This is a genomic window from Bacillus sp. AFS002410, assembly GCF_002556365.1.
GTDB lineage: Bacteria > Bacillota > Bacilli > Bacillales > Bacillaceae_G > Gottfriedia.
The window spans coordinates 1-23784 of sequence record NZ_NUEU01000006.1; the positions used below are offsets into that span (position 1 = coordinate 1).

At 33.3% G+C, this 23784-nt stretch carries 24 protein-coding genes; 5 read left to right on the forward strand and 19 right to left on the reverse strand.

What is annotated here, in order from left to right; genetic code table 11:
• Positions 1–185 precede the first annotated feature (185 nt).
• Both CN692_RS05625 and CN692_RS05630 read left to right on the forward strand, forming a co-directional pair.
• Positions 186–503 (forward strand): hypothetical protein, encoded by a 318-nt coding sequence (locus tag CN692_RS05625; RefSeq protein ID WP_098118178.1) that lies wholly within the window; start codon positions 186–188, stop codon positions 501–503.
• 868 nt (positions 504–1371) lie between these two features.
• Positions 1372–3420 carry a LamG-like jellyroll fold domain-containing protein gene (locus CN692_RS05630; RefSeq protein WP_098118179.1) on the forward strand — a complete coding sequence of 683 codons (2049 nt, stop codon included), beginning with the start codon at positions 1372–1374 and terminating at the stop codon, positions 3418–3420.
• Between the two features lie 1024 nt (positions 3421–4444).
• Here the strand turns inward: CN692_RS05630 and CN692_RS05635 are convergent.
• The 4 genes from CN692_RS05635 to CN692_RS05650 all read right to left on the reverse strand — a co-directional run bounded on the left by CN692_RS05635 (position 4445) and on the right by CN692_RS05650 (position 8275).
• Entirely contained in the window at positions 4445–4735 is a 291-nt protein-coding gene (locus tag CN692_RS05635; RefSeq protein ID WP_098118180.1) for a hypothetical protein, read from the reverse strand.
• 200 nt (positions 4736–4935) lie between these two features.
• Positions 4936–5547 (reverse strand): HicB family protein, encoded by a 612-nt coding sequence (locus tag CN692_RS05640; RefSeq protein WP_098118181.1) that lies wholly within the window; start codon positions 5545–5547, stop codon positions 4936–4938.
• A gap of 192 nt (positions 5548–5739) precedes the next feature.
• A complete protein-coding gene (locus tag CN692_RS05645; RefSeq protein WP_098118182.1) occupies positions 5740–6672 on the reverse strand; it encodes an aminoglycoside phosphotransferase family protein in 933 nt (310 codons plus the stop codon).
• A gap of 256 nt (positions 6673–6928) precedes the next feature.
• A complete protein-coding gene (locus CN692_RS05650) occupies positions 6929–8275 on the reverse strand; it encodes an amidohydrolase family protein (RefSeq protein WP_098118183.1) in 1347 nt (448 codons plus the stop codon).
• Between the two features lie 379 nt (positions 8276–8654).
• Here CN692_RS05650 and CN692_RS05655 point away from each other — a divergent pair, with 379 nt between their 5' ends.
• Both CN692_RS05655 and CN692_RS05660 read left to right on the forward strand, forming a co-directional pair.
• Entirely contained in the window at positions 8655–9290 is a 636-nt protein-coding gene (locus CN692_RS05655) for a pentapeptide repeat-containing protein (protein WP_098118184.1), read from the forward strand.
• A 229-nt stretch (positions 9291–9519) separates the two neighbouring features.
• Complete coding sequence (locus CN692_RS05660) at positions 9520–10032, forward strand: DinB family protein (RefSeq protein WP_098118185.1); 513 nt, start codon at positions 9520–9522, stop codon at positions 10030–10032.
• Positions 10033–10490: 458 nt separating this feature from the next.
• Here CN692_RS05660 and CN692_RS26605 read toward each other — a convergent pair whose 3' ends face one another.
• The 4 genes from CN692_RS26605 to mobB form a co-directional block, all read right to left on the reverse strand.
• Positions 10491–10622 carry a hypothetical protein gene (locus CN692_RS26605; protein WP_257143972.1) on the reverse strand — a complete coding sequence of 44 codons (132 nt, stop codon included), beginning with the start codon at positions 10620–10622 and terminating at the stop codon, positions 10491–10493.
• Between the two features lie 139 nt (positions 10623–10761).
• Positions 10762–11409 carry an MOSC domain-containing protein gene (locus CN692_RS05665; RefSeq protein ID WP_098118186.1) on the reverse strand — a complete coding sequence of 216 codons (648 nt, stop codon included), beginning with the start codon at positions 11407–11409 and terminating at the stop codon, positions 10762–10764.
• Positions 11410–11573: 164 nt separating this feature from the next.
• Positions 11574–12230: a molybdate ABC transporter permease subunit gene (gene modB / locus CN692_RS05670; RefSeq protein WP_098118187.1), complete on the reverse strand. Its 657-nt coding sequence runs from the start codon at positions 12228–12230 to the stop codon at positions 11574–11576.
• Positions 12231–12261: 31 nt separating this feature from the next.
• A complete protein-coding gene (gene mobB, locus CN692_RS05675; RefSeq protein WP_098118188.1) occupies positions 12262–12795 on the reverse strand; it encodes a molybdopterin-guanine dinucleotide biosynthesis protein B in 534 nt (177 codons plus the stop codon).
• A gap of 246 nt (positions 12796–13041) precedes the next feature.
• Here mobB and CN692_RS05680 point away from each other — a divergent pair, with 246 nt between their 5' ends.
• The gene (locus CN692_RS05680; RefSeq protein ID WP_098118189.1) at positions 13042–13398 is read left to right on the forward strand and encodes a DUF2294 domain-containing protein; all 357 of its coding nucleotides are present in this window, start codon (positions 13042–13044) and stop codon (positions 13396–13398) included.
• A 40-nt stretch (positions 13399–13438) separates the two neighbouring features.
• Here CN692_RS05680 and moaC read toward each other — a convergent pair whose 3' ends face one another.
• From moaC to fdhF, 11 genes are all read right to left on the reverse strand, one after another.
• Entirely contained in the window at positions 13439–13921 is a 483-nt protein-coding gene (gene moaC, locus CN692_RS05685; protein ID WP_098118190.1) for a cyclic pyranopterin monophosphate synthase MoaC, read from the reverse strand.
• Positions 13922–13974: 53 nt separating this feature from the next.
• Entirely contained in the window at positions 13975–14556 is a 582-nt protein-coding gene (gene mobA, locus CN692_RS05690; RefSeq protein WP_098118191.1) for a molybdenum cofactor guanylyltransferase, read from the reverse strand.
• Entirely contained in the window at positions 14553–15047 is a 495-nt protein-coding gene (locus CN692_RS05695) for a MogA/MoaB family molybdenum cofactor biosynthesis protein (protein WP_098118192.1), read from the reverse strand. Before CN692_RS05695 ends, mobA begins: the two co-directional genes overlap by 4 nt.
• A gap of 29 nt (positions 15048–15076) precedes the next feature.
• A complete protein-coding gene (gene moaD / locus CN692_RS05700; protein ID WP_098118193.1) occupies positions 15077–15313 on the reverse strand; it encodes a molybdopterin converting factor subunit 1 in 237 nt (78 codons plus the stop codon).
• Positions 15310–15780, reverse strand: a complete 471-nt coding sequence (locus CN692_RS05705) for a molybdenum cofactor biosynthesis protein MoaE (protein ID WP_098118194.1) — start codon at positions 15778–15780, stop codon at positions 15310–15312. The genes moaD and CN692_RS05705 overlap by 4 nt, the downstream gene beginning before the upstream one ends.
• A gap of 38 nt (positions 15781–15818) precedes the next feature.
• Positions 15819–17108, reverse strand: coding sequence for a molybdopterin molybdotransferase MoeA (locus CN692_RS05710; protein ID WP_098118195.1), 1290 nt, complete (start codon positions 17106–17108; stop codon positions 15819–15821).
• Between the two features lie 20 nt (positions 17109–17128).
• Positions 17129–18145, reverse strand: coding sequence for a molybdopterin-synthase adenylyltransferase MoeB (locus tag CN692_RS05715; protein WP_098118196.1), 1017 nt, complete (start codon positions 18143–18145; stop codon positions 17129–17131).
• Positions 18146–18353: 208 nt separating this feature from the next.
• Positions 18354–19367, reverse strand: a complete 1014-nt coding sequence (gene moaA, locus CN692_RS05720; RefSeq protein WP_098118197.1) for a GTP 3',8-cyclase MoaA — start codon at positions 19365–19367, stop codon at positions 18354–18356.
• A gap of 30 nt (positions 19368–19397) precedes the next feature.
• Complete coding sequence (gene fdhD, locus CN692_RS05725) at positions 19398–20207, reverse strand: formate dehydrogenase accessory sulfurtransferase FdhD (protein ID WP_098118198.1); 810 nt, start codon at positions 20205–20207, stop codon at positions 19398–19400.
• Positions 20208–20333: 126 nt separating this feature from the next.
• Positions 20334–20813, reverse strand: coding sequence for a DUF1641 domain-containing protein (locus tag CN692_RS05730; protein ID WP_098118199.1), 480 nt, complete (start codon positions 20811–20813; stop codon positions 20334–20336).
• A gap of 12 nt (positions 20814–20825) precedes the next feature.
• Positions 20826–23753: a formate dehydrogenase subunit alpha gene (fdhF, locus tag CN692_RS05735; protein WP_142317500.1), complete on the reverse strand. Its 2928-nt coding sequence runs from the start codon at positions 23751–23753 to the stop codon at positions 20826–20828.
• Between the last annotated feature and the right edge of the window lie 31 nt (positions 23754–23784).

The following is a 23784-nucleotide window of genomic DNA, read 5'->3' on the forward strand; positions in this document are numbered from 1 at the left end:
TGGTATTTAAAAAAACTATTTATCATACTACTTTTCTTGGGGTTATGTATATCTTGTTTGTGTTATTTTATTTATGAGTAACGGATTGTTTTAGGGTGTTATATAAAAAAAGATTACTCAATCTTATACAACTAACGGATGCTTTAGTTGTACAAAATCAAACTTTTTAAAAGGTGAGAAAAAATATGAAAGTACTTAAAAATTATTGCCAATGGCTCTTTAAGAAGAAATCGTATCGTGATTTAAGCGACTTAATAACAACTTCTTTAGGAGTATTTTTATTAATGGTAACCGATTTTTTTAGCATTTCTTCTGATAATATTGTAATCCCTATAATTCTTATTTTTGTAATGTTTAATACTATTTTTTTACTAGAAGACATCTTTCGAAATTTGCTAGGTTCAAAAAATAGAGATATCCCTTTAATTATATTTGGAATAATATTAGTTTTAATTTTTATATTATCAATTGTAATTAGAGATTTCGGCGAAGGGGTTCTTTAGAATACCTGCTTATGCAACTAACTGTTGCGTTAGTAGCATTAGAAAAATTCAAGAAAATAATAAATTTACAGTTACTAGTCCTATAATTGAAATTCCATATAGTGACCAAGCAATTCTCTTGTTACCTTTTGATATGCTCTTAATTTAAAATAATAAATCTTACCTTTTGTTACTTTTTGATTTGTGTAACTTACTGTAAAGTTTGTTTTAAACGTCGCTAATTTAGTATAAGTACTATTTTTGGATGTACTTCTAAATAATACATAACCACTTGCTTCACTACTTTACTCCATGCCAATTTTATTGAAGTACTGTTGACCCTAGTTACTTTTAGATTTAACGACATGGCTACCATTGGAGTCGCACTTACAATAACTGAATAAGAACTATATACTTTTACTCCGTTTATACTTCGATATGATCTAATTTTATAGTAATAAGTCTTACCAGTATTTAAACCACTGTTTGTATATCCTACAGAATTATTACTCGTAATTAGGATTTAGAAAATGTATTAGGGAAACAATTAAACAGGGTAGAAAAAAGTGAATATTATAAAACGTACCGAATGATTGATATAAATTAATATCTATTCATTCGGTATATTTTTTAACTTTTACTAGAGGAACAATTCTTATCTTATCGTTCATGATGATTTTTTCGACGTGGATTAATAGCTATATAACAAAGGAATTTTATGTAGATAAGGGTTTTATTGCCATTTTCTTGCCTACATTTTAAAAAAATTTACAAAAGTATTGCCATTTTTTTGCCTATATTTTAAAAAGATTTACAAAAATCTACTCATATATTTACATCCCCTCTCTACAATTGAGATGTCAGATTATTTTAAATTGGAGGGAAAATAATGAAATCTAACATGTTAAAAAAAGTAGTAGTGGGAACTTCATTAACTTTGGTGATGTCACTTTCTGTAAAAAGTACATATCTCCCATTTAATGTTTTATCCAACAGTAGTATGTCGTCCGTTGCGTTTGCTAGTGAAGGAACAGTTCTTGACATTAATTTTGACAACAATGTTGAGGATAGCTCTTCAAGTACTATAACTCCTCAAATCAAAGGCAATCCAGGATTTGTTCAAGGACGAATTGATCAAGCAATTAAATTTACATCAAAAGGACAATATGTAGACCTGGGCAATCGTGACGATTTACGTTTCGGAGAGACCACAGATTTTTCTGTTGCCTTCTGGGTTAAATCAGACAATATTCAAGGAGACCCTGCTATCATTTCAAATAAGAGTTGGAATTCTGGAAGCAATACAGGTTGGAATTTAGCGTTGAACAGTTCAAAACAACTTGATTGGAACTTCAAGACATCCGGAAGCGATCGGAAAGATTATAATATGGAAAATGTTGCTGATAATCAATGGCATTTCATTGTTGTAACGCATGATCGTGATGGGAGTGCACGCTTTTATAAAGATGGTAGCTTAGTTCATTCTATAGATATTTCTGGAATGAAAGGAACTCTTGATACTTCTTTTACGACGAAAATCGGACAAGATGGTACAGGAAATTATGGTTCTACTCTTACTGCCGCAGTGGATAATCTTAAAATCTATCGAAATGTTTTGAGTGAATCGGAAGTCCGCGCCATGTATGATAATGCACCTCCACTTCAACCGACATCAGTAGAATCAATTTCTTTGGATCAGACTGAACTCAATCTGAAGGCAGGAGCACCTATGCCACTGACAGCAACGGTTTCTCCATCAGATGCGACAGTAAAAGATGTGGAATGGACCTCTAGTAATGAATCAGTAGCAAAAATCGAAATGCTTAACGACCGTCCTACTATCATTGCAGTGAAGGCGGGCGAAGCTACGATTACAGCCAAAACGGTCGATGGTGGTAAAACGGCTACAGCTAACGTACATGTATCCAACTCCATTGACGTGTCGGGAGATGGGTTGTTAACTGATAATGATCTAAAACTCATTCTGAAAAACCAAAATAGTCGTGAAGGTGACAAACGTTGGAAGCATGCACAAATAGCGGATATTAACAATGATAAAAAAGTGGATCGCTTAGATGTGCAAATGATAAAAGATAAGCTGGCACCTTACAAGAAAGATTTTCTTTACAAGCGAGTAGTATTCATAGGAATCGATGGAGCAGGAAACGGGGTAAAAGACCCACAAGCAAATGCAATAAATATACAGAAGCTAATGAGTGAAGGCGCAGGAACATATGAAGCAAAAGCAATGATGCCGACGATTAGCGGGCAAAACTGGGGATCCATGCTCCATGGAGTTGTACCTTCAAAACATGGTCTGAACAACGACAATTTAGGTAATCCTTACCCTGAAAAAAATCCTTATCCATCTTATATGAAACTACTAAAACAAGAGCGTCCTATGCTTAATCAAGCTTCCTTTACTACGTGGTCTCCAATCAACAAAGGAATTATTGAAGATTCTGCAGATGCTTATAAAGTAAATGGTGGGAACGATAATAATACGACACAAAAAGCAGTGGACTACATCAAAGCAGAAGGTAAAAACAGTCGTAATATATTTGTTCATTTGGATGAAGTAGATGGAGCAGGTCACAACTATGGCTATGGCAGCCAGAGATGGTATGAGGCATTACAACAAGCGGATCAGCATGTTGGGCAAATTGTCCAAACTTTAGAAGAAGAAGGACTGATGAAAGATACTCTAATTATCATCACAGCGGATCATGGAGGGAAAGGTTCTGGTCATGGTGGTTCCTCCCCAGAAGAACAGACCATTTTCTGGACTGCTAAAGGAAAGTCTATAAAGCCTGGCACCGTATTGTCGGATGTAGAAAATATAGATACTGCTGCCGTCATTGCTCATGCTCTACGTTTAGATATCCCAGAAAATTGGGATGCACAACTTCCTCCAAGACTGTTTCAAGTCAAAAAATAGGAAAGTAAAAAACAGGTACATTTTTCATTATTAAGAAAAATGTACCTGTTTTCATGAATTCTCATTCCCTTTCATAAAGAGAGGAATGTTATTTTTTAAATCGTGACGACTAATAGGACTGTCTGCTTTATTGCATTAATCGTCCTCGTTCGCCTAATAAGTCTTACTCCATTAAATGCCTAAACATAAATTCGTTCGGTATGGCGGCCTTGCCGTAATTGGAACAGGAAACTTCGGCATGTAGGAGAACTCCGTAAAGACCGTGGTTATCGGTTCATTTAATACTGAAGCGACACATACGGGAGTGACAGTAAGGTGCACTTTCCTTACTGATCAGTCCGTCGTGCCGCCCACCTGAAGTTTATTCTTACTATTCTTTCTTGTTAAATCTCTTAATGAAAAGCCTTACTTAAAGGTGATAGGTTTATACGCCTTCCAGTTCATTCAAGAATTGGCTGTTTTTGTTTTAATCTTAAATTCATTTTATAAGATTTGTTCTGTCTGAGGCGTTGTAATACCAAGTTGCCAACACCCCAATCCTCCTAAAGCATATTATTTATTGAAACCTTTGTATTTGTACTAGCATAAGTAGTGCCTAGAAAATTTGTCAATGCAAAGGCAGAAGTTGCGATTGAAAAAATATTTTTTTTATTCATCTCTTCCTCCTAAAAATATCTTGAAAGAACTGTTTTAATAAATCATTCTTCTCCTCAATAGTTTATAAACAAGGTTTAGCTCTTCAATCTTTCATTTCCCTATCTTTAATCTTACTTATTTCTTAAAAAATGAAACAATTTACAAATATTAAAATACCTATTTGTGATACTTAACATTTAAACTAATCTGCCATTTAGCGAAATAGAGGACGATCATTATTTTAAGACGTTCCCTTTAGAATCACAAAATATAAAAAAGCAAAGCAATTAGCATGCTTTTTCTTTTTTTTTAGGTTGTTTTCGCAAAGTTTGTTGCTTTAAGTAGGTAAAATTGACAACACTATAGTGACTGATGACTTTTTGAGGATTTACGATTTTTTTAGATTTTTTAAAAATTTAATTGTGTAACGAATTGTTTGAATTAACATAATTAAGAAGATCAATAAGAGAATAATTGCAGGAATCACGTAACTCCAAGTATTGTTATGAGGAATCACGTAAATAACTAACCAAGAAAATAGCAATACGATTAACAGTAATGCAATATTCGCAATTAATAGTCGAATAGACATAATACTTTTATATTTGTTAGATTTCTTTCGGATTAAAAATAACAAAATCAGAAAAAGAACACTGACAAACCAATGTTTAATATCCAAAAAATCACGCTCCTGTAACTTTCCTTATACAACTAACGCATGCGTTAGTTGAATAAGATTATTTAGATTTTAAATAAGTAAACAGTTAAAATCTTTTAATTTCCCTTATCATTAAATTTGCATCTTCTTCAGGAACTTCACCACTTTTTACTTTTTCATTTATTATTTGTATAACGGATATTTTAAATTTCCCTCTGATTCTAATAGTTCTTTTTTCGTTCTATCCATTTATCCTTGGTACGGAGCTTTAAAATTACATTTTTAACAAATTGATTAAACTTCTCTTGTGCTTCAGAACGTAGTTTGACGGAAAAAAGTATTATACTTTCTGGGAACGGAGAATTTTTCTTGTACGTTGAATCAAAAAATAGAGCTTCCTCTTCTTCGGAATAATCTCCAAAAAAGATATCCCATTCTCCTCGGTCATTTTTATAGCCAATAGCTTCAATTTCCTCTTCATATTCTTCAATGTAATAGGCAATATGCCAATGGCGACCTTTTAAATGCTCCTTTATTTCATTGGAGTATGGTATAAAAGAGGTTTCTACATCAATTAATTCCATTCCCTTTGTAAGTAACTCTTTTTGAATAGGGATTGGTATTGGAAGAGATTCATTATCATATAAAATTCCTGCTAAAGAATATGCTAAATCCTTTTTTGCATTTTTAATAGCTTCAAATTTGGTAACACCTGCCGATAAAGAAAAGTCCCACCCAAACTCAGGAAAAAGGGTAGGAAAATAAACACCAAATCTGCCTTCATCATCTTGTTTAATGAATGCTGGATAAACTAATTTTTCGAAATTAACCATAAGAACACATCCTTTATTTCTTAACAAAACGTTTTTCATATTAACTTCTACTTTTAATATCGACTATAACAAAATAAAAAGATTTTTACAGATTCTTATTCCACTAACCTGCCATTTTGTTTAATAAGAAAAAGCGATCTCCTATTGAAGAATCGCATGCGTTAGTTACTTAAGCCAGTTCATTTTTATTTCTTAAAGACCCTCCCAATAATGGTTATTATTTAAGTTTTTAACACACCATTGATAATGACCATCTTCACAATTATGAGAATAAAAATTGGCAGAAATAAAGCTATATATTAGTACGTACAAATATAATCTTTTTCTAACACCTTCACCTAACGTTGAAATAATTATGTTTAGATATCTCTCATATAAATTTGCATTTAACTCATTATACATATCAAAACATACCCAACTTATTGCGATATCAAATAAGTTGTCACCGTACATTGTCATCAATCCAAAATCGATTAATCCTGTAACTATCCCATTCTTACTAATTATTAAATTCCCAGGATAAAAATCTCCGTGAATTAAAGAATATTCGCCTTCATAACCAGATGACAAAATTTCTACTAATTGATTAACTTTTACATCGTAATTCACGACATCTCTTTTGAAATAAGACTCCAGTTCCTTTTGTTTTTTTAAAATTATTTCTTTCAATAATTCATACCAACTATTTATTTTTTGTAAAGATATCTGGTTATCATTGAATAGAGTGAAACCTTCAAGATTAGATTTTATTTTTACAGATTTTAATTCAAGATTTGCATTAAGATATGTTTCTATCATTTTATTTTGTTCGCTATAATTCATCTCTGAGAGCATACTTTGCATATTACTACCCTCAATTCTTTTTTCAATAGTTACTAAAATGCCGTTTTCCTCAAATGTATCGTAAATATAAGGAAGATCAAAGCTCAAAGAACTTGAATCAATCTTAGAGTAGAAATCTTTTAGGGTTTTTTGCTTATTAGAATCGGACATATTATTATACAACTTCAATACTTTATTATTGTCATAAACATAAACCTCGGCTTCCATTCCCGAACCTAAAAATTCTGATTTAGAAACATTATATTTATCCAATACTATTGATTTAGCATTAATTTTTGTCATCTAACACCTCTACATTTTCTTATTTGTTTATTGTACCAATTAGTACAGTAAACAAGGTCAATCGATTCAGACCTTCTTTCAATTCAATATTCAGTATATGTACTTCAAATTCCTCCTTAGTCAATATAAGTCTTATTGAACTATACTGCCATTTTGTTGAATAAAAAAAATCGACTAAACAGTCAATCGTAGTTCAAAATAAGCATGCGTTAGTTGAATAAGGATTAATACTTTAGATTTAACTATTCATAATTAATTACATTTCTACTTTAAAATTATTCATAAAATCTTCCGAAATTTTTTTGACTTCTTCTTCATTAGGAACATATTTTAACAAATCATTTTGATTATAAATATGTCCTCCCTTTATGATCAAATCAATCTCTTTTGTATTTCTTATATCCTCAATAGGATTTTTACTTAGAATAATAATATCTGCAATCGATCCTTCTTGAATAGAGCCTATATTGTTATTTTTTAATGATTCTGCGGCTATACTAGTTGCTGCTCTTAGAGCATCAATCTCATCGAATCCAGCATCTACAAATAACTCCAGTTCACGATGAAGAGCCATACCAGGAAGTGTCCAAATGCCAGCTGGAGTATCTGTTCCTGCAACAACAGTACCCCCTAAATGGTAATAAGTCTTTGCAATTAATTTATTTATTTTACTTTGTCGACTTAAAGATTTTAGTCCATTTCCAAACTGTGATATAGTTTTCCACTGTTGGATTAAGGAGTTATTTTCTTCCATTTTTTTTGTAATTTTATTTTCTGGATACCAGTAATTTGGAAAACTATCCATTTGGTCAAACAAAGTCATTGTTGGACAAATTATCACATCAAATTGAATTAATTGTAAACAAATATCCTTTATTAATGAAATATCTGGTTCTTCCCAATTTACCTCATTCCAATATTGATTTTCGGCATCCATAGACCAGTTTGGGTACATAGATTGTATAATTCCTGATGCATGTTCATTCCATTTGACTCCAATTTTTGCAGCGTCAATAGCATTTACTTTAGATGAGTAGACTAAATCGCAACTTACCTCTTTTCCGTATTTTTTAGCTTCTTCTACTACTACTGTCATAATTGCTTCTGAAAGCCATCCATATACTTTAATTAAATCTGCTCCTGCATTTAATTGCCTCTGGACTTCCTTACGAGCTTCTTCGGGATCATCTATATTTATATTCCAAGGGCTATTTTCTCCCCATTGTCCAGGTGGTCCATCGATGATACGGTCTGCAGAAAAAACTCTAGGTGTAGGTGCCTCAACTGGTGCTTCTCTTAATCTTTTTAATTCATATACATTTCCACCCGTATTACGAACCGTTGTAATACCTGATGCAACAAATAGTGGAGCAAAACCTTCCTTTATATGTACATGCATATCTATCAGTCCTGGTATTAACCATTTTCCTTCTAAATCCAAGGTTATAATATCTTCACTATATTGAAATGTAAAACTATCCTTTTTTGAATATATTTTTGTAATTATTCCATCTTCTATTAGAACATTTGCTTTATATACTAAACCAGATATTACATCTATTATTTTCCCATTATTTAGTAACGTAGTTTTTTTCATATTCATTCTCAATAGCCACCTCCATATTTAATTTATTTAAATAAAGATTCGCTTAAAAGTTAAACTTTCCTTGTTCAACTAAACTGCCATTTAGCTATATAAGAAAATCACAATCTACTTAACCAAAGTCCAGTTAATCGTACAGATTTGTTTCTTACCTAAGCTAATAGCAAATCGAAAATACATACTCATGTGATATTTGAATAATAAAGAAAGTGACTTTTCATATTAAAATGAATAGTTACAGTCAAAGAAATATTAGTTTTTTGACACAAATCTTTGAAAATTAAAAGTCTTTTTTTAAAGCTTAAAATTGTTTATAGTTATGTGTAAATATTCTGCTCGATTTAGTTTCATCCTAATTGTTTAAAGTGAGGTTAATATAATGAAAATCGATACACCAAATATTCCTAGAGAATTACAATCTAGAAATTTTCATGACATTTTTTATGAGGAAGACCCGGAATTAGGGATGTGTGAAATCACTGGCTCTATTTTTGAAAATGAAGCTGTAGATAAAGTTTATTTATATAAAATGGTCATCAAGAATAGTAAATTCACCAATACAGATTTTAGAAATATAAGTATGTCTGATGTGTATTTTGAAAACTGTGACCTATCGAATTGCAATATGACCAATGCTTCCATTCATAAAGTTACCTTTAAGAATTGTAAGTTAGTAGGTGCTAATTTTACTGAATCTAGCCTTGGGAATGTTCAGTTTGAGAACTCTGTTTTAAATTTATCTATATTCGGAAATTCAAAACTTGAAAAGGTAATTTTTAATGATTCTATTTTAAAAAGTACTGATTTTTATGATTGTAAATTCAAAAAAATTGATTTTAATAAATGTAATATTGATGGAATAAACTTTGATCAAACTTCTCTTAAAGGAATTGATATTAGCTCTTCTACATTTAATGAATTAACAGTTTCAATAAATAATTTACATGGCTGCACAGTTTCTTCAAATCAAGCAGTTCAATTCGCAGCATTAATGGGACTAAAAATTAAAGATTAGTAATAGCAGTTTTAAAGTTGAACAAAAAGAGGCCGTCCTAAAAGTCAGCGTAACTGACACATAGGCTGCCTCTTTTTGTTTTGTTGGTCTAATTAGGGTATTCTTGTTTCTATTTAGAGTTGATTTTATAATCTCCATGAAAAAAGGTATTTGTATTCAAATATTGAATGTTTAGTTACAAGTAAGAAAATATAACTGCTTTGGATTAGTTTTTAAAGGAGGAATCAAATTGAATGAACTTACACTAATTATCACATATAAAAACGAGCTTCAAAAATACTCTTTAGAACAGCTAAGATTTAAATCAGAAGAATCGGTTTGGTCAATTGGACAAATGTATGATCATTTAATCGTTGTTGCCCATGAATATCTAGATGATATGGAAACTTGTGTCACCTTAAACGAAGAACAACATCTTGGGAAAACAGAGTTTGGTGAACGTTTATATAAGATCGGTGGGTTCCCACCAATTAAAATTAAATTGCCGGATAAACTAAATACTCCACCTAATAATTCAGATAGTAATGAGGTACTGATCAATAGAATGAATCAAGTAATTTTAAGGTTAAGCCAATGGGAATCAAAAGTGAGTAATATAAATCCAAATTACAAAGTCAAACATGGAGGGTTCGGTTGGCTGAATGCAAAGGAATGGTATGAACTAGTTTTTATGCATTTTCGTCATCACTTGCGCCAAAAAGATGAGTTAGAACAAATCCTAGTTAAAGAGCAGATGTTTTAACAAGCTTGTTTTCTTATTCAAGTAATGCATGAGTTGGATGGGATTCTTATAATCTATTAAATTCAACATTTTTTGTCTAAAAATAGAGGCTGTCCTTATAGTCAGGGTAACTGACACATGGGACGCCTTTTATTTATAATACTGATGTGGGGTATCTTTGGGAGATTTTTCATTTATAGTTGATTTCATCATCACTATTTTTTAAAATCTAGTAGATTTCTTTCATTTTTTAAACAGTTTAGGAAGAATTTAAGCTAACTTACTAATCTTTTATTTGTAAGCATCTATTTTTAGACGATTATACATTCAAAATACCCTAACCCGTATGGGTAATATTCTATAGTATTCGGGATTCTAAGGACTTTATTTGCAGTTTTTCTAATTTTATTTGCAGTTTCGTTAATTTTAATTGCAGTTTCACTGATTTTATTTGCAGTTTCTTTATTTTTATTTGCAGTTCATACTTTATTTGCAGTTCCACTGACTTTATTTGCAGTCTCGTTAATTTTATTTGCAGTTCCACTGGCTTTATTTGCAGTCTCGTTAATTTTATTTGCAGCTTCACTGACTTTATTTACAGTTTCACCCATTTTATTTGCAGTTCACACTTATTTGCAGTTCCTCTATCCATATTTGTACTCCGAAATTCACCCCTACTCTTCTTTTATATGCTGCCTTTATTATATAAAAAAAAGAATGCCCAATAGGACATCCTCTATTTAATAACTATTAAACTAAACTCTCTAATCGCTTATTCAATCGGTTTCTCCAATCCTCAGCTAGCTCAGGGACCGCTAATATAGCTTTAATCCCTTCAACATTTTTAGGATTATGGAAATAGATCTCATTACAATATAAAACTGAAATTCTATTTTCTTGTCTTTCAATTAATTCTATTTTTGAATCTTTTCTAATCGTACCTTCTTTTAATACTCGGCATAAATATCCTGTAAAACCGGTTTCTACGATTCTCTTAAGTGCGACGTTTGTTCTTCTTGTTATTGTGTCACAAGGGATTCTACTTTGTGTAATTTGAATGATTGCATCACCAATTTGGTAGACATCTCCAATGCATACATCCTTTTCTAGCATATTAGTGACCGTGATATTTTCTCCGAATGCTGAAAGTGGGAGTTTTACATTAAACTCTTTTTCCCATAGCGAATAGTGTTCAAATGAATATACACAGACAGCTCGGTCTGGTCCACCGTGATGTTTTAAATCTGCTACTCCATCACCTTTAAAGCCGGCTTTCGTTAAATAAACTTCTTCGACGCCTTCTTTACAGATTCCTGTAATCATTTCTTTATTTTCACCGTATTGCATTTTACTTGGTAATGCTACTGCAAGGTTAACTAATTCAATTTTATTTGTCATCCGTTCCATCATCTCCTTTTAAGGTTTCTAATGGTAAAACTCTGTCTTTTTTATGTAATCATTTTAGTTGAATCTGAACTTGGAATAATAAGGAAAAATATCCTACACAAAGCATTATATACTACTTAGGAGAAATAATCTTTATAAGTTGTATTGAGTATAAATCATTTCTGTTTCAACTGTACAACTAATAGCATGATAAACGAAATAAAAACCATTGATAGTACCCAGAGCCAAGCCATTTTCATATTTCCGGAATCTATTGCTAAATAAATTGCTGTTGGGACAGTTTGTGTTTTTCCTGGTATGTTTCCTGCAAACATGAGTGTAGCACCAAACTCGCCTAGTACTCTCGCAACGCTTAAAATACTTCCTGAAATAATGGCTTTGAATGAAAGAGGTATTGAAATAAAGAAAAATACTTTCCATTCACTTGCTCCACATACTCGAGCCGCCTCTTCAATTTCATTATCGACACTTTGAAACCCGGTTTTCGCAGACTGATACATTAGCGGAAACGCTACAATAATTGAAGCAATTACAGCAGCCCACCATGTAAATACAAGTGGTTGCTTAAAGAACCATTCGATCATTTTTCCAAGGAAGCTTTGTCTTCCGAAAATGACTAATAGTAAAAATCCTACAACTGTAGGTGGAAGAACTAAAGGTAACATTAGAACAGTTTCTAGTAATGTCTTACCTTTAAAGGATTTCATAGAAAGAATTCTTCCAGCTATCGTCCCTAAAATAATAACGAGAATCCCTGATACAATCGTAACCTTAAGGGAAATCTTAAGGGGAATTAAAAATTCTTCTAACAATAAATCTCCTCATTTCACAACAAAGCATTTTTTAACCATCTATGAAATTACCTATTAAAATTCCTTGCATTAAGAACTCTATGTAATTTTCTTCATCACTAAGATGGAAATATTGATACTCTTTCAATCTACTCTCTTCAATTACAACGTGGCTAATAACACAGCTAATATTTGTTAATGAATCGAGTAAATGTAGGTCACCCTCATCTCTTATTAATACTACTTTTGAATAATTTTCCCTTTTATAACCTTCAATAAAAATAATATCCATCGAGAAAAAGCGATATAATTCAAGTGTCTTTTTTAAATCCCAATTAATTAAATTTGTTCTTAATTGTAAAACACCATCGCCTTCAACACTAGAAACAATTGCTCCGGAGTTTAAGTGACGAACACTATCTTTACTAGTTAATTCTAAATCTGGTGCACCACCATGCCCATGATGTTTAATCGAAGCCGCTAATAATCCTTTGTTTTTGGCCTTTTTAATTAGTTTTTCTGTCAGTGTTGTTTTCCCACTGTTTTGATAGCCTACAATTTGCAAAACGGAATAGTTCTTTTTCATCGCTCTCAATTCCTTTTTATTTATACTCCTATTATAAAAAGCTAACTGAAAAAACACCATCAATACAAAAATCAGTTTAGATTTGTGTACTCATGGTGTTGATATTTATTTAAATTTCCCCTTTATATTAACTAAAATTTAGTAATGCCTTCATTTAGACGTTCACTAAATGTTCAATTTTTCTTTAAATTTTCCAATCATTGTTTTATGATAAGAAAAACACAACTAAGTTAAGGGGTATTTGTAATGTCTAAAGTCATCCATGAATTTAATGACTATATACGAAAACTACGTAAAGAGTTATTTGGTAAAGGTCCTGAAAGAATCCATACAGTTTTTGTTGAGAATATGGCTGTTTCAACTTTGTATGGCAATCTTACGCCTACTGAATTATTTATCGCTCAATCTTCCGAAGGGCGAGATATCGTTCACAACGCTAGAACAAAGATGATTCAAGATGTCTATGCGAAAAATCATCCAGTTAAATTGGAAGAAATCGTTGGTGCTAAATTTATCAATCTTTTTTCTGATATGAAAGTAGAAGAGGATCTTGCGATTTCAGTATTTGTTTTTGATAAAAAATTGGAAAACTTAATTGATTAAATAGTACATACTATTAATCAATTAAGCTTATGTTCCAATCTTATTTATGAAAAAAGTCGCCGCTTTTACCGCCAGTTTTTTGAACTAAAAATGTGTCTTTTATGACCATACTTTTATCAACGGCTTTACACATATCGTAAAACGTAAGGCCAGCTACGCTTACAGCTGTAAGTGCCTCCATTTCAACTCCAGTTTTTCCACTGCATTTAACTGTTGCACGAATGATTAAATCATAGCCATTTGGTACTTCTACATATTCAAATGTAAAGTCAGTCCCTGAAAGTGCAATAGGATGACACATCGGTATAATGTCAGACGTTTTTTTAGCCCCCATGATTCCAGCAATTTGAGCAACATTTAAAGGATCACCTTTTTTAATTAATCCATTTTGAATGGCATCATATAATTCCTTTGAAATCGAAATTGTACTTTGCGCGACCGCTACTCTTGTTGTTATGTCTTTTTCTGATATATCGACCATTTTAGGTCTACCTTCTTCATTCCAATGGGAAAACTCACTCATGATGCTTCCTCCTTTTACGAAACAGGTACTAGGGAATAGAAATTACTAGCCTATTACTCCTGCCCGTTTTGCCAATCCTCAGGCCTATTTATATTCTTAAAGATTCGTTCATCTTTTGAAAAGGGTACTGTTAATACATTAACCTCATCAAATAGTATCTGAAGCTTTCGATTGTTTTTATCTAAAATTTCGTTCATCTTCCCGATGCAATCACGATGATAGAGTGCAAATAGCGGTTGAAGTTTATCTGATTGGATCGGTAAAATTACATCAACGTTACTGTCTTTAAGCAATGCGATCATTTTCCTTACAAAGTCAGCTGTAATAAAAGGCGTGTCGCAAGCTAAGACAAAATACCAATCAATGTTTTGTATTTTAGAAAATGCATTGTACATTGCATACAGTGGACCTTGGTATTCTTCAGTTTCTCCTTCAATAACAAACTCTAAATCATTTTTACTAAAATACGGAACTAGTTTTTCGTTTGTCGAAATGATGATTGGTGAAATCGAATTTTCCTCTAATGCTTGTACACTATATTCATACAAAAATTTGTCTTTATATTTCTCAAACATCTTAGGTTTACCGTATCGAGAGGATTTTCCACCTGCTAAAACTACGCCAGCTATTTTCATTGTCTATTTAATTCTTCCACAAAATGTTGGCAAGTCGGTAAAATTAATTTTGTCATCGCTAGGTTCACTGCGTTCTTTGAGCCAGGAATGACGTAGATCGCCTTATCATTAAAACTACCAGCAATTGCTCTACTAAACATCGCTTTTGGTCCGATTTCCGTATAGCTTAATGAACGGAACAACTCTCCAAATCCTTGCATTTCTTTATCAAGTAATTTTGAAATTGCTTCATATGTAACATCTCTTCTTGTAAAACCAGTTCCACCTGTTAGAATCATTACTTGAACTTCATCATCTTCACTCAATGATCTAACTGTCGAATCAATCAATTCTATTTCGTCTTTTATGATTTGATAATGATGCACAATATGATTTTGCTCTTCTAATAAAGATTTTATAAGCTTACCGCTCTCATCATTCTCAACAGTTCTAGTATCACTAATTGTTAAAACTGTGATGTTAACAATTGCTTTTTCATTATGTTTATGCAAAACTCCACCAACTTTCTAGCATTCCTATTTCACCCTCCACTAACTGGTGGGATAAACGCTACAGTATCGCCGTCGCTTACAATTTCTTCATCCGTTACAAACTCTTCATTTATTGCCGTCATAATTTGATTAAGCTGTGGTAAATCGTATTTATTCATGATCAAATCTTTTAACGCTTTAACTTTTATTCCATTTTCGACTGAAATTGTTAATTCGTCAGTTCCAGCTTTCTCGCGTAAATGAGCAAATAATAATACTTTAATCATTTTGATTCCTCCGTACTTGGTTTTCCACCTTCGTATGCTGTGTTTTCTAGTTGGTCACCAATCCACATCGTACCATCTTCCCAAAACTCTTTTTTCCAAATCGGAACAATTTGTTTAATTCGTTCGATTGCGTATTCGTTTGCCTCGTAAGCAACTTTACGGTGCGGCGAGGAAACTGCAATAACAACGGCAATATCACTAATCGTTAATTTACCAACTCTATGAGTAATCGCAACGAGTGCATCTGGCCATTTTTGTTTTATTTCATCACCAATTTGTGCAAGCTTTTTTACTGCCATTGATTCATACGCTTGATATTCTAAAGACAGAGTCTTTTTACCTTTTGTTAATTCCCTAACAGTACCGATAAAAAGAGTAATCGCTCCGGCATTTCTGCTTTTAACTTTATCTGAAACTTCTTCAACGACAATTGGTGTATCAACAATAGTAAATAATGATTGTTCCAAGTAAACCACTTCACTTTTCTTAAAATATTAAAGACTACTTATTTATATGAAGGAATGAAATCATGCCAAGGCCATTTACTTCCTTGAGGATCTTCTAATAATAATAAATCCACTGCCATCCCTTTTTCATATTTTCTAGTTCCACCAGGTAAAACGATAAATGCGTCTGTATTAGCTAATGAAGATACTGCGCTAGATTTATCAAACCCTGCAGGAATTGCGGTTAACCCAACTTCATCGTATACAACTTTACCTCTTACAAATCTAGTAAAAGGATTCGGTTTCGGGTAATTTTCTCCTAATACAGCACTTACCCTCTTTAAATGAGGTGTTTCGTTAAATAGATACGTTTGGATAATCGGTCTAACAAATAGTTCAAACCCAACAAAACAAGCTGATGGATTTCCTGATAAGCCGAATAATAATTTATTTTCATAATGTGCGACAGTTGTTACACTTCCTGGACGCATAGCAATTTTATTAAATAATACTGTAGCTCCTAATCTAGCATAAATATCTGGTAAATAGTCATAATCACCGACAGATACCCCACCAGTAGTAATCAAGATGTCTACTTGTTCTAACGCATTTTTCACTTCAGAAAAGCAAGTATCCAAGTCATCGCTAAACTTTCCTAAATATTTAGGAATCCCGCCTGATTTTTGAATTTGAGCGAGAACCATATAGGAGTTACTATTGCGAATTTTACCAGGTTCAAGTGGTTCATTTACATCAAGCAACTCACTTCCTGTTGCAATTACTCCGATTACTGGCTTTTTCGCTACGGGAACTTCGCTATACCCAAATGTTGCTAATAATGCGATCGTTCCTGGATTGATTTCTGTTCCCTTTTTGACAAGAATATCTCCTTTAGAAGTTTCCTCGCCTTGAAAAGAAATATTATCACCCTTTGGAAATGAACGTTTAATTTCAATAAATGATTTATCTTCAGTTTTCATCTCTTTCACCAATTCAAGCATGACAACTGCTGAACAACCTTGAGGTATTTGAGCCCCAGTCATAATACGCACAGCTTGGAATGGTTCTACCTTATTTGGGAAAACTGAGCCAGCCCCAATTTCTCCTACTACTTCAAAAACTGTAGGATTTTCATTAGTTGTATGAATTGTATCTTCTGCTCTAATTGCAAAACCATCATATGGAGAACGGTCGAAAGCAGGTATATCTTGATCAGCTTTTACATCATCAGCCAATACTCGACCATAAGCTAAATCAATTGAAACCATTTCCTGTGATCCATTTACAGCAAACTCCATCACTTTACGAACTGCTTCTGCTACCGGTAGTGGTATTCTTTTTTCAACCATTCATCTCAACCCCTCTTTTATTAACCTAATAAACGATAATATAGTTTCTTAGCTTCTTGTATATTATTTGTTCCATGAACGAAAACCCTTCCATCTAGAAAAATGACAAACCGATAATCTTCTAACTGGCAAGAGATCAAATATGGATTTCGTTCAACCTTTCCGTGTTGTTTTAATTGATGTTCTAGTTCATTAAAATCATAATTTTTCGTCATTGATGGTCTGATTTGGACCGTATTTCGTCCACAAAGTGTACTTGTTTTCGTTTGATTTTCAAAGGATAAATAAGGATAAGTCTTATTCAATCCACATGAAGGACACTCATCTGACTTCAGTTTCGTTACTTTAAATGAAAAATGTTGATTATTCCATAAATCAAATGTAAGGAATTTTGGATTGACTGCGGAATAATCCTCCACTACTATTTTTAAAGCTTCCGCAACTTGAAATGCTGATACTAATTGAACAGCTGGACTAATAATTCCGGCCGTATCACAGGTCGCACCAGGTACAGGTACCCCCTTTAATATACAGTTTAAACAAGGCGTTTTACTAGGCAGAATGGTGCAACACATACCTAAACTGCCAACACAAGAACCATATATCCATGGAATTTCATATTTCTGAGATAAGTCATTTATGATAAATCGAATATCAAAATTATCTGTTGCATCAATCATCACATCGATATCATTTAGAAGGTTGTCCATATTTTCTGAAGTAGCATCCATTACTAGTGCATTGATGCTCACTTCTGCATTAATTTTATGTAGACGTTGTTTAGCTGCGATTACTTTCGGTAGTTTTTCAAATGCGTCTTCTTCTGTATAAAGTTGTTGCCTCTGCAAATTACTCATTTCAACATAATCTCGATCTATTAATGTTAGTTTTCCAATTCCCGCTCTAACAAGTGCCTCAGCGCTAGCACTTCCTAACGCACCTGCTCCAACAATTAAAACATGTTTTTTTCTAATCAATTCTTGTCCCTTTTCACCAATAGGAGTAAAAAGTTGCTGACGCGAATAACGTTCTGTCATAAAGATCCTCCACTCAAAAACTTGGTCTAGGAATAAGTTCTTTCCTGCCTTTAAATAAAAGCAGCATTAAGAAATCCTCATCATATAAGGAGTTCTGAATGCTGCTTAATTTCCCTGCTTAACTAGCAGAGATACCAATCATCACTTTACATTATTGGAAAGAGTGTTATACAGAAATTGCATAGACTCCAAACCCCATCGTTTTAAATTAACCGCCTATATGTGACATTTCAATTTTATTTGATGGTTTTTTTGTATTACTTAACCGCTCATCCGAATAGCGATCAGTTCGATTGCTCCATATCGAAAGAATGGTTTCTTTTATTTGCTCATCATCTTGATCAGACCTTACCAATTCTCTCAAATCATATCCTTTAGTAGCAAATAAGCAAGTATATAATTTTCCTTCCGCAGAAATACGTGCTCTTGTACAAGTTGAACAAAATGAATCGGTAACTGATGAAATAATACCAATTTCATCATCACTATCTTTATAACGATATCGATTTGCAACTTCACCTACATAATTGGCTTCAGTCAATTCTAAAGGCATGATTTCATTGATCATATCTATGATCGCTTTTTTCGATATGACTTCATCAAGCTTCCAGCCGTTATAATTTCCAACATCCATATATTCAATAAATCGAAGAATATGTTTTTTCTCTTTAAAATACTGTGCCATCGGGATAATATCTTGTTCATTCTTACCTTTTTGAACTACCATATTGATTTTGACTTTCATGCCAATATCAGCAGCTGCTTGAATTCCTTCAAGGACAGCCTTTACATTTCCACGATTACCACTCATATAAGAGAATCGTTCTTCATCTAGTGAATCGATGCTGACAGTAACTCTTTTTAAACCCGCTTCATATAAGTCTTTTGCGAACTTTTTTAGTAAAGTACCATTCGTTGTTAAAGCAATATCTTCAACACCATCGATCTTATTTAATCGCTCAATTAATTTTGGTAAACCTTTCCGTAATAAAGGTTCGCCACCAGTAATTCTTATTTTTCTAACGCCTAAAGATACAAAAATACGCGTTAATCTTTCAATTTCATCAAAGGATAGTATTTTATCTTGTGATAAAAAAGCATAGTCCGGACCAAAAATTTCTTCAGGCATACAATAACGGCAACGAAAATTGCAGCGATCGGTAACAGATATACGTAAATCCTGTAAAGGTCGTTGGTGTTTATCCAATGCAACATTTTTCATAACCATCGCCTCACTTATCGTTTTAATTCATTATTTACTATTAATTGAATCACTTACAATTCGATTTGAATGTGTATAAACATTTAAAGATTTATTTCGAATAAATCCAACTGTCGTAATTCCTAATTCTTCAGCTAATTGAAGTGCTAATTCAGTTGGAGCAGATTTAGTTAGTATTACCTCACAACCAATTTTAGCTACTTTTAATAAAATTTCAGAAGATAAACGTCCACTAAACACAATAATTTTATCTGAAATACGAATCTTATTTTTAAGACAATAACCATAGATTTTATCTAATGCATTATGTCTCCCAATATCCATTCTATTCAAAACAAATCCATTTAAATCACATAAAGCAGCGTTGTGGACCCCACCTGTATTTTGAAACAAAAGAGCTGATTGCTGCATCTCATTCATTAAACGAAAACACTCTTGAAAGGATAGCTGAACATTCACTTCTTTCATTTTTTTTGCTGTCAATGCATCGTTTACAAAAACAAAGCCTTGTCTACTCATCCCACAGCATGATGTAATATATCTTTTACTTTGAATCTCTTTATAATATGGATTAATATTCTTTGTTTTAATATGAACAAAGCCTTCTTTTTCTTGGAACCATATATTTTCAATATCCTCATATTTCCGGATAATTCCTTCAGATGCCAAAAAACCTACGACCATATCTTCAATATATTCTGGCGTACTGACCATCGTAGCAAATTCTTGTCCATTAATTTTAATCGTGACGGGATATTCTGTGACAACGCTGTCTTCAATATAGTTTGTTTCACCATTTTCAAAGCGGAGAATTTTTCTTCTCACTTCATTTGGTAGCATCGTTTTAGATTCCCTTCTTTAACTATTTGTTTTTCAAAAATATTCATAAGAGATGAACCTTTATTAAAAGACTCATCTCTTATTATTAAACTCTTTTCTATTAAATACAATGAATTGTTTTTTCTACTATTCTTTTAGACCTTTTCCCATACCTTTTAGAAAGTTAATACCGAAACCAACTGCTCGATTTACATCAGGATCTTTCAAAACTTTTACTAAATCAAGAATGCCTATTTTCTCATCCTTTTCAAGATGTTTATTCCCTTCATCAATTCCTTTTGTGACAGAATTGATTAACTTTGTAGTTACCTCAGGATCAACACTTGAAAGTGCACCTGCAGCACCCATTAAGTTATTGATTATATTCGTTACTGGCTCGCGGTTCATTTGTCCTAAAGCAATTTTAGCAATTTTCTCTTTAGACTGAAGCATTGAATTCGCAGCTTCAAGCACACCAGTATCATTTAAATCAGAAACTAAGCTCATAATTTTATTTAACGAATCTTCATTTTCTGCTAATAAATTCTTCAAATCCTCTAGCTTCTGCTCTTTTTGCTCTTCTTTCGTCGGTACGTACTTTTGAATTGTCGTGATTGGTTTTGCCATCATTATTCCCCTTTATTTTGTCGTTAAGTGGACGTATCCTTCTCGCTCCCATTTACGTTGTACCTCAACCCCATCTTGAGGATTTCGTTTTTTATTTCGTGGGTTTGATTTAGGCATTGGACTATTACCTTCTACACGTAGTACTTCCATACGTACTCTCGTTTGCTTATAAGCCGGCGTATTTGTACGGTGATCTGCCGCTGGTCCTGTTAAGAAATTGATAGCAGATTCCTTGTTAGTTGAATTCATCGGTAAGAACAACTCATTTTTTTGCACTCGATCCGTTACTAGTGCAGGCAATTTCAATGCTCCATATGGTGATACTAAACGAACTAATGAGCCATCTTTAATTCCTCGTTCATTCGCAAGCTCAGGTGACACCTCTACAAAAATCTCAGGTACCTTTAATTGAATACCATATGATTTATTCGTCATATTTCCTTCATGGAAATGCTCAAGCATACGGCCATTATTAATTAATAGGTCAAATTCTTCCGGAAACTCTACAGGCTCCATCCAATCGGCTAAAGCAAATCTAGCCTTTTTATCTGGGAAATTAAATCCATCTTCATAAAGAAGTTCTGTACTTGCTCCGTCTAAACTTCCCCAAAGGAAACTATTCCAGCCTTCTATCACTTCATAGCTAGCTTGTGAGAAAAGTGGTGCTAAACTTGCCATTTCACTAAAGATATCGCCTGGATGCTTATAGTTCCAATTTGCACCTAAACGGTTCGCGATTTCTTGAACGATCCACCAGTCAGCTTTTGATTCTCCAAGAGTAGGTAATGCTTGATATAATCTTTGAACTCGACGTTCAGTATTTGTAAATGTTCCATCTTTTTCAAGTGATGGCGCAGCAGGTAAAATAACATCTGCGTATTGCGCTGTTTTAGAGAAGAAGAGATCTTGAACAACGAAGAAGTCCAGTTGCGATAAAACTTCATCTACGTGATTTGCATTACAATCAACAAGCGCCATATCCTCACCAACTAAATACATAGCTTTCATATCGCCTTTTTCAATTGATTGGAGCATTTGGGTATTATCAAGACCTGGTTTACCAGCGATTTCAACGCCCCATGCTTTTTCAAACTTTTTACGAGCCGCGTTATCAGTAACATGTTGATAACCAGGAAGCCAGCCAGGAAGAGTACCCATATCACATGCTCCTTGTACATTATTGTGACCACGAAGCGGATAAGCACCTGCACCTGGACGTCTATAGTTTCCTGTAGCAAGTAATAAGTTCGAAATTGCAGCAGATGTATCTGAGCCACCAGTATTTTGGGTAACACCCATTCCCCATAAAATACAAGTTCCATCAGCTTCATGAACCATCTCAGCAATTCGAATGATTGTTTCTTTTGAAATTCCAGTTACTTTTTCGGCATATTCAAGAGTATATTTCTCAAGAACGACTTTAAAATCTTCAAAGAAGTGAACATTCTCATAAATAAACTTTAAGTCATGCCAGCCTTGGTCAATAATATATTTCGTTACAGCCATCAGCCACACTTGGTCAGTACCTTGTTTCGGTCTAATAAAAATATCAGAACGCTCGGCCATTTCATTTTTACGAAGATCTGCAACAATCAGTTTTTGCCCATGTAGTTTATGAGCTCGTTTAACTCTTGTCGCAAGGACAGGATGACCTTCTGCTGGATTCGCTCCAACGATAATAACTAGTCCAGCTTTTGCGATATCCTTAATCGTACCTGCATCTCCACCCATCCCAACTGTACGGAATAATCCATCTGTCGCTGGTGATTGGCAATAACGTGAGCAATTATCAACATTATTTGTTTCAAACACTTGTCGTGCTAGCTTTTGAATTAAATAGTTTTCTTCATTTGTAATTTTTGAAGATGAAATAAAACCAACAGAGCCTTTACCATATTCTTGTTTAATTGAACCAAGTTTACTTGCAACTAAATCAAGTGCTTCATTCCAGCTCGCTTCAACAAATACACCATTTTTTCGAATTAATGGTTTTGTAATTCGTTCTTCCGAATTAACGAAATCCCAACCAAATTTACCTTTTACGCAAGTCGAAATTGCATTTACAGGTGCATCAGAGCTTGGTTGAATTTTTAAAATTTTACGATCCTTCGTCCAAACCTCAAAAGTACATCCAACACCACAGAAAGTACAAACGGTTTTTGTCTTTTCCGTACGAGTTTCTCGCATTGCTGCCTCAACCTCTGAAACCGCGAAAATACCACTATATCCTGGCTCTACTTTTTTTACTAAATCAATCATCGGATCTAGTAATTCTTCGTTTAAGCCCGTCATAAAACCAGCTTCACCAAGCATTGATTTTTCCATTAATGCATTACAAGGACAAATCGTTACACATTGTCCACAACTAACACATGAAGAATCATTAATCGAGACACCTTTATCCCAAATGACACGAGGACGCTCAGCCTCCCAATCAATTGACAATGTCTCATTTACCTGAAGATTTTGACATACTTCCACGCACTGACCACAAGCAATACATTGGTTTGGATCATATCGATAAAATGGATGCGTTAAATCTACTTCACAAGATGCAACCTTTGGTTTATAAGGATACTTTTGATGCTCAATACCCATTTCCTCTACTGTATTATGAAGCTTACAATTCCCGTTGTTATTATCACAAACTGTGCAATATAGTAAATGATTTTCTAATAAACGATCCATTGCTTCAGTTTGAGCTTCCTTCGCTTTAGGTGAAGACAATTGAATATTCATCCCGCTCATTGCTACAGTTGAACAAGAACGTTTTAGCTCTCCATTAATCTCAACAATACAAGTATCACAAGTTTGAATTGGATCGACTTCAGGAACATAACATATTTGCGGATGACTCATTTCATTTTTATTGATGATTTGTAAGATCGTTGAACCTTGCTCGGCAATTATTTCTTTCCCGTTAATCGTGATTGTAACCATGTTATTTTCCACGGTTTTCCTCCCCTTTTTC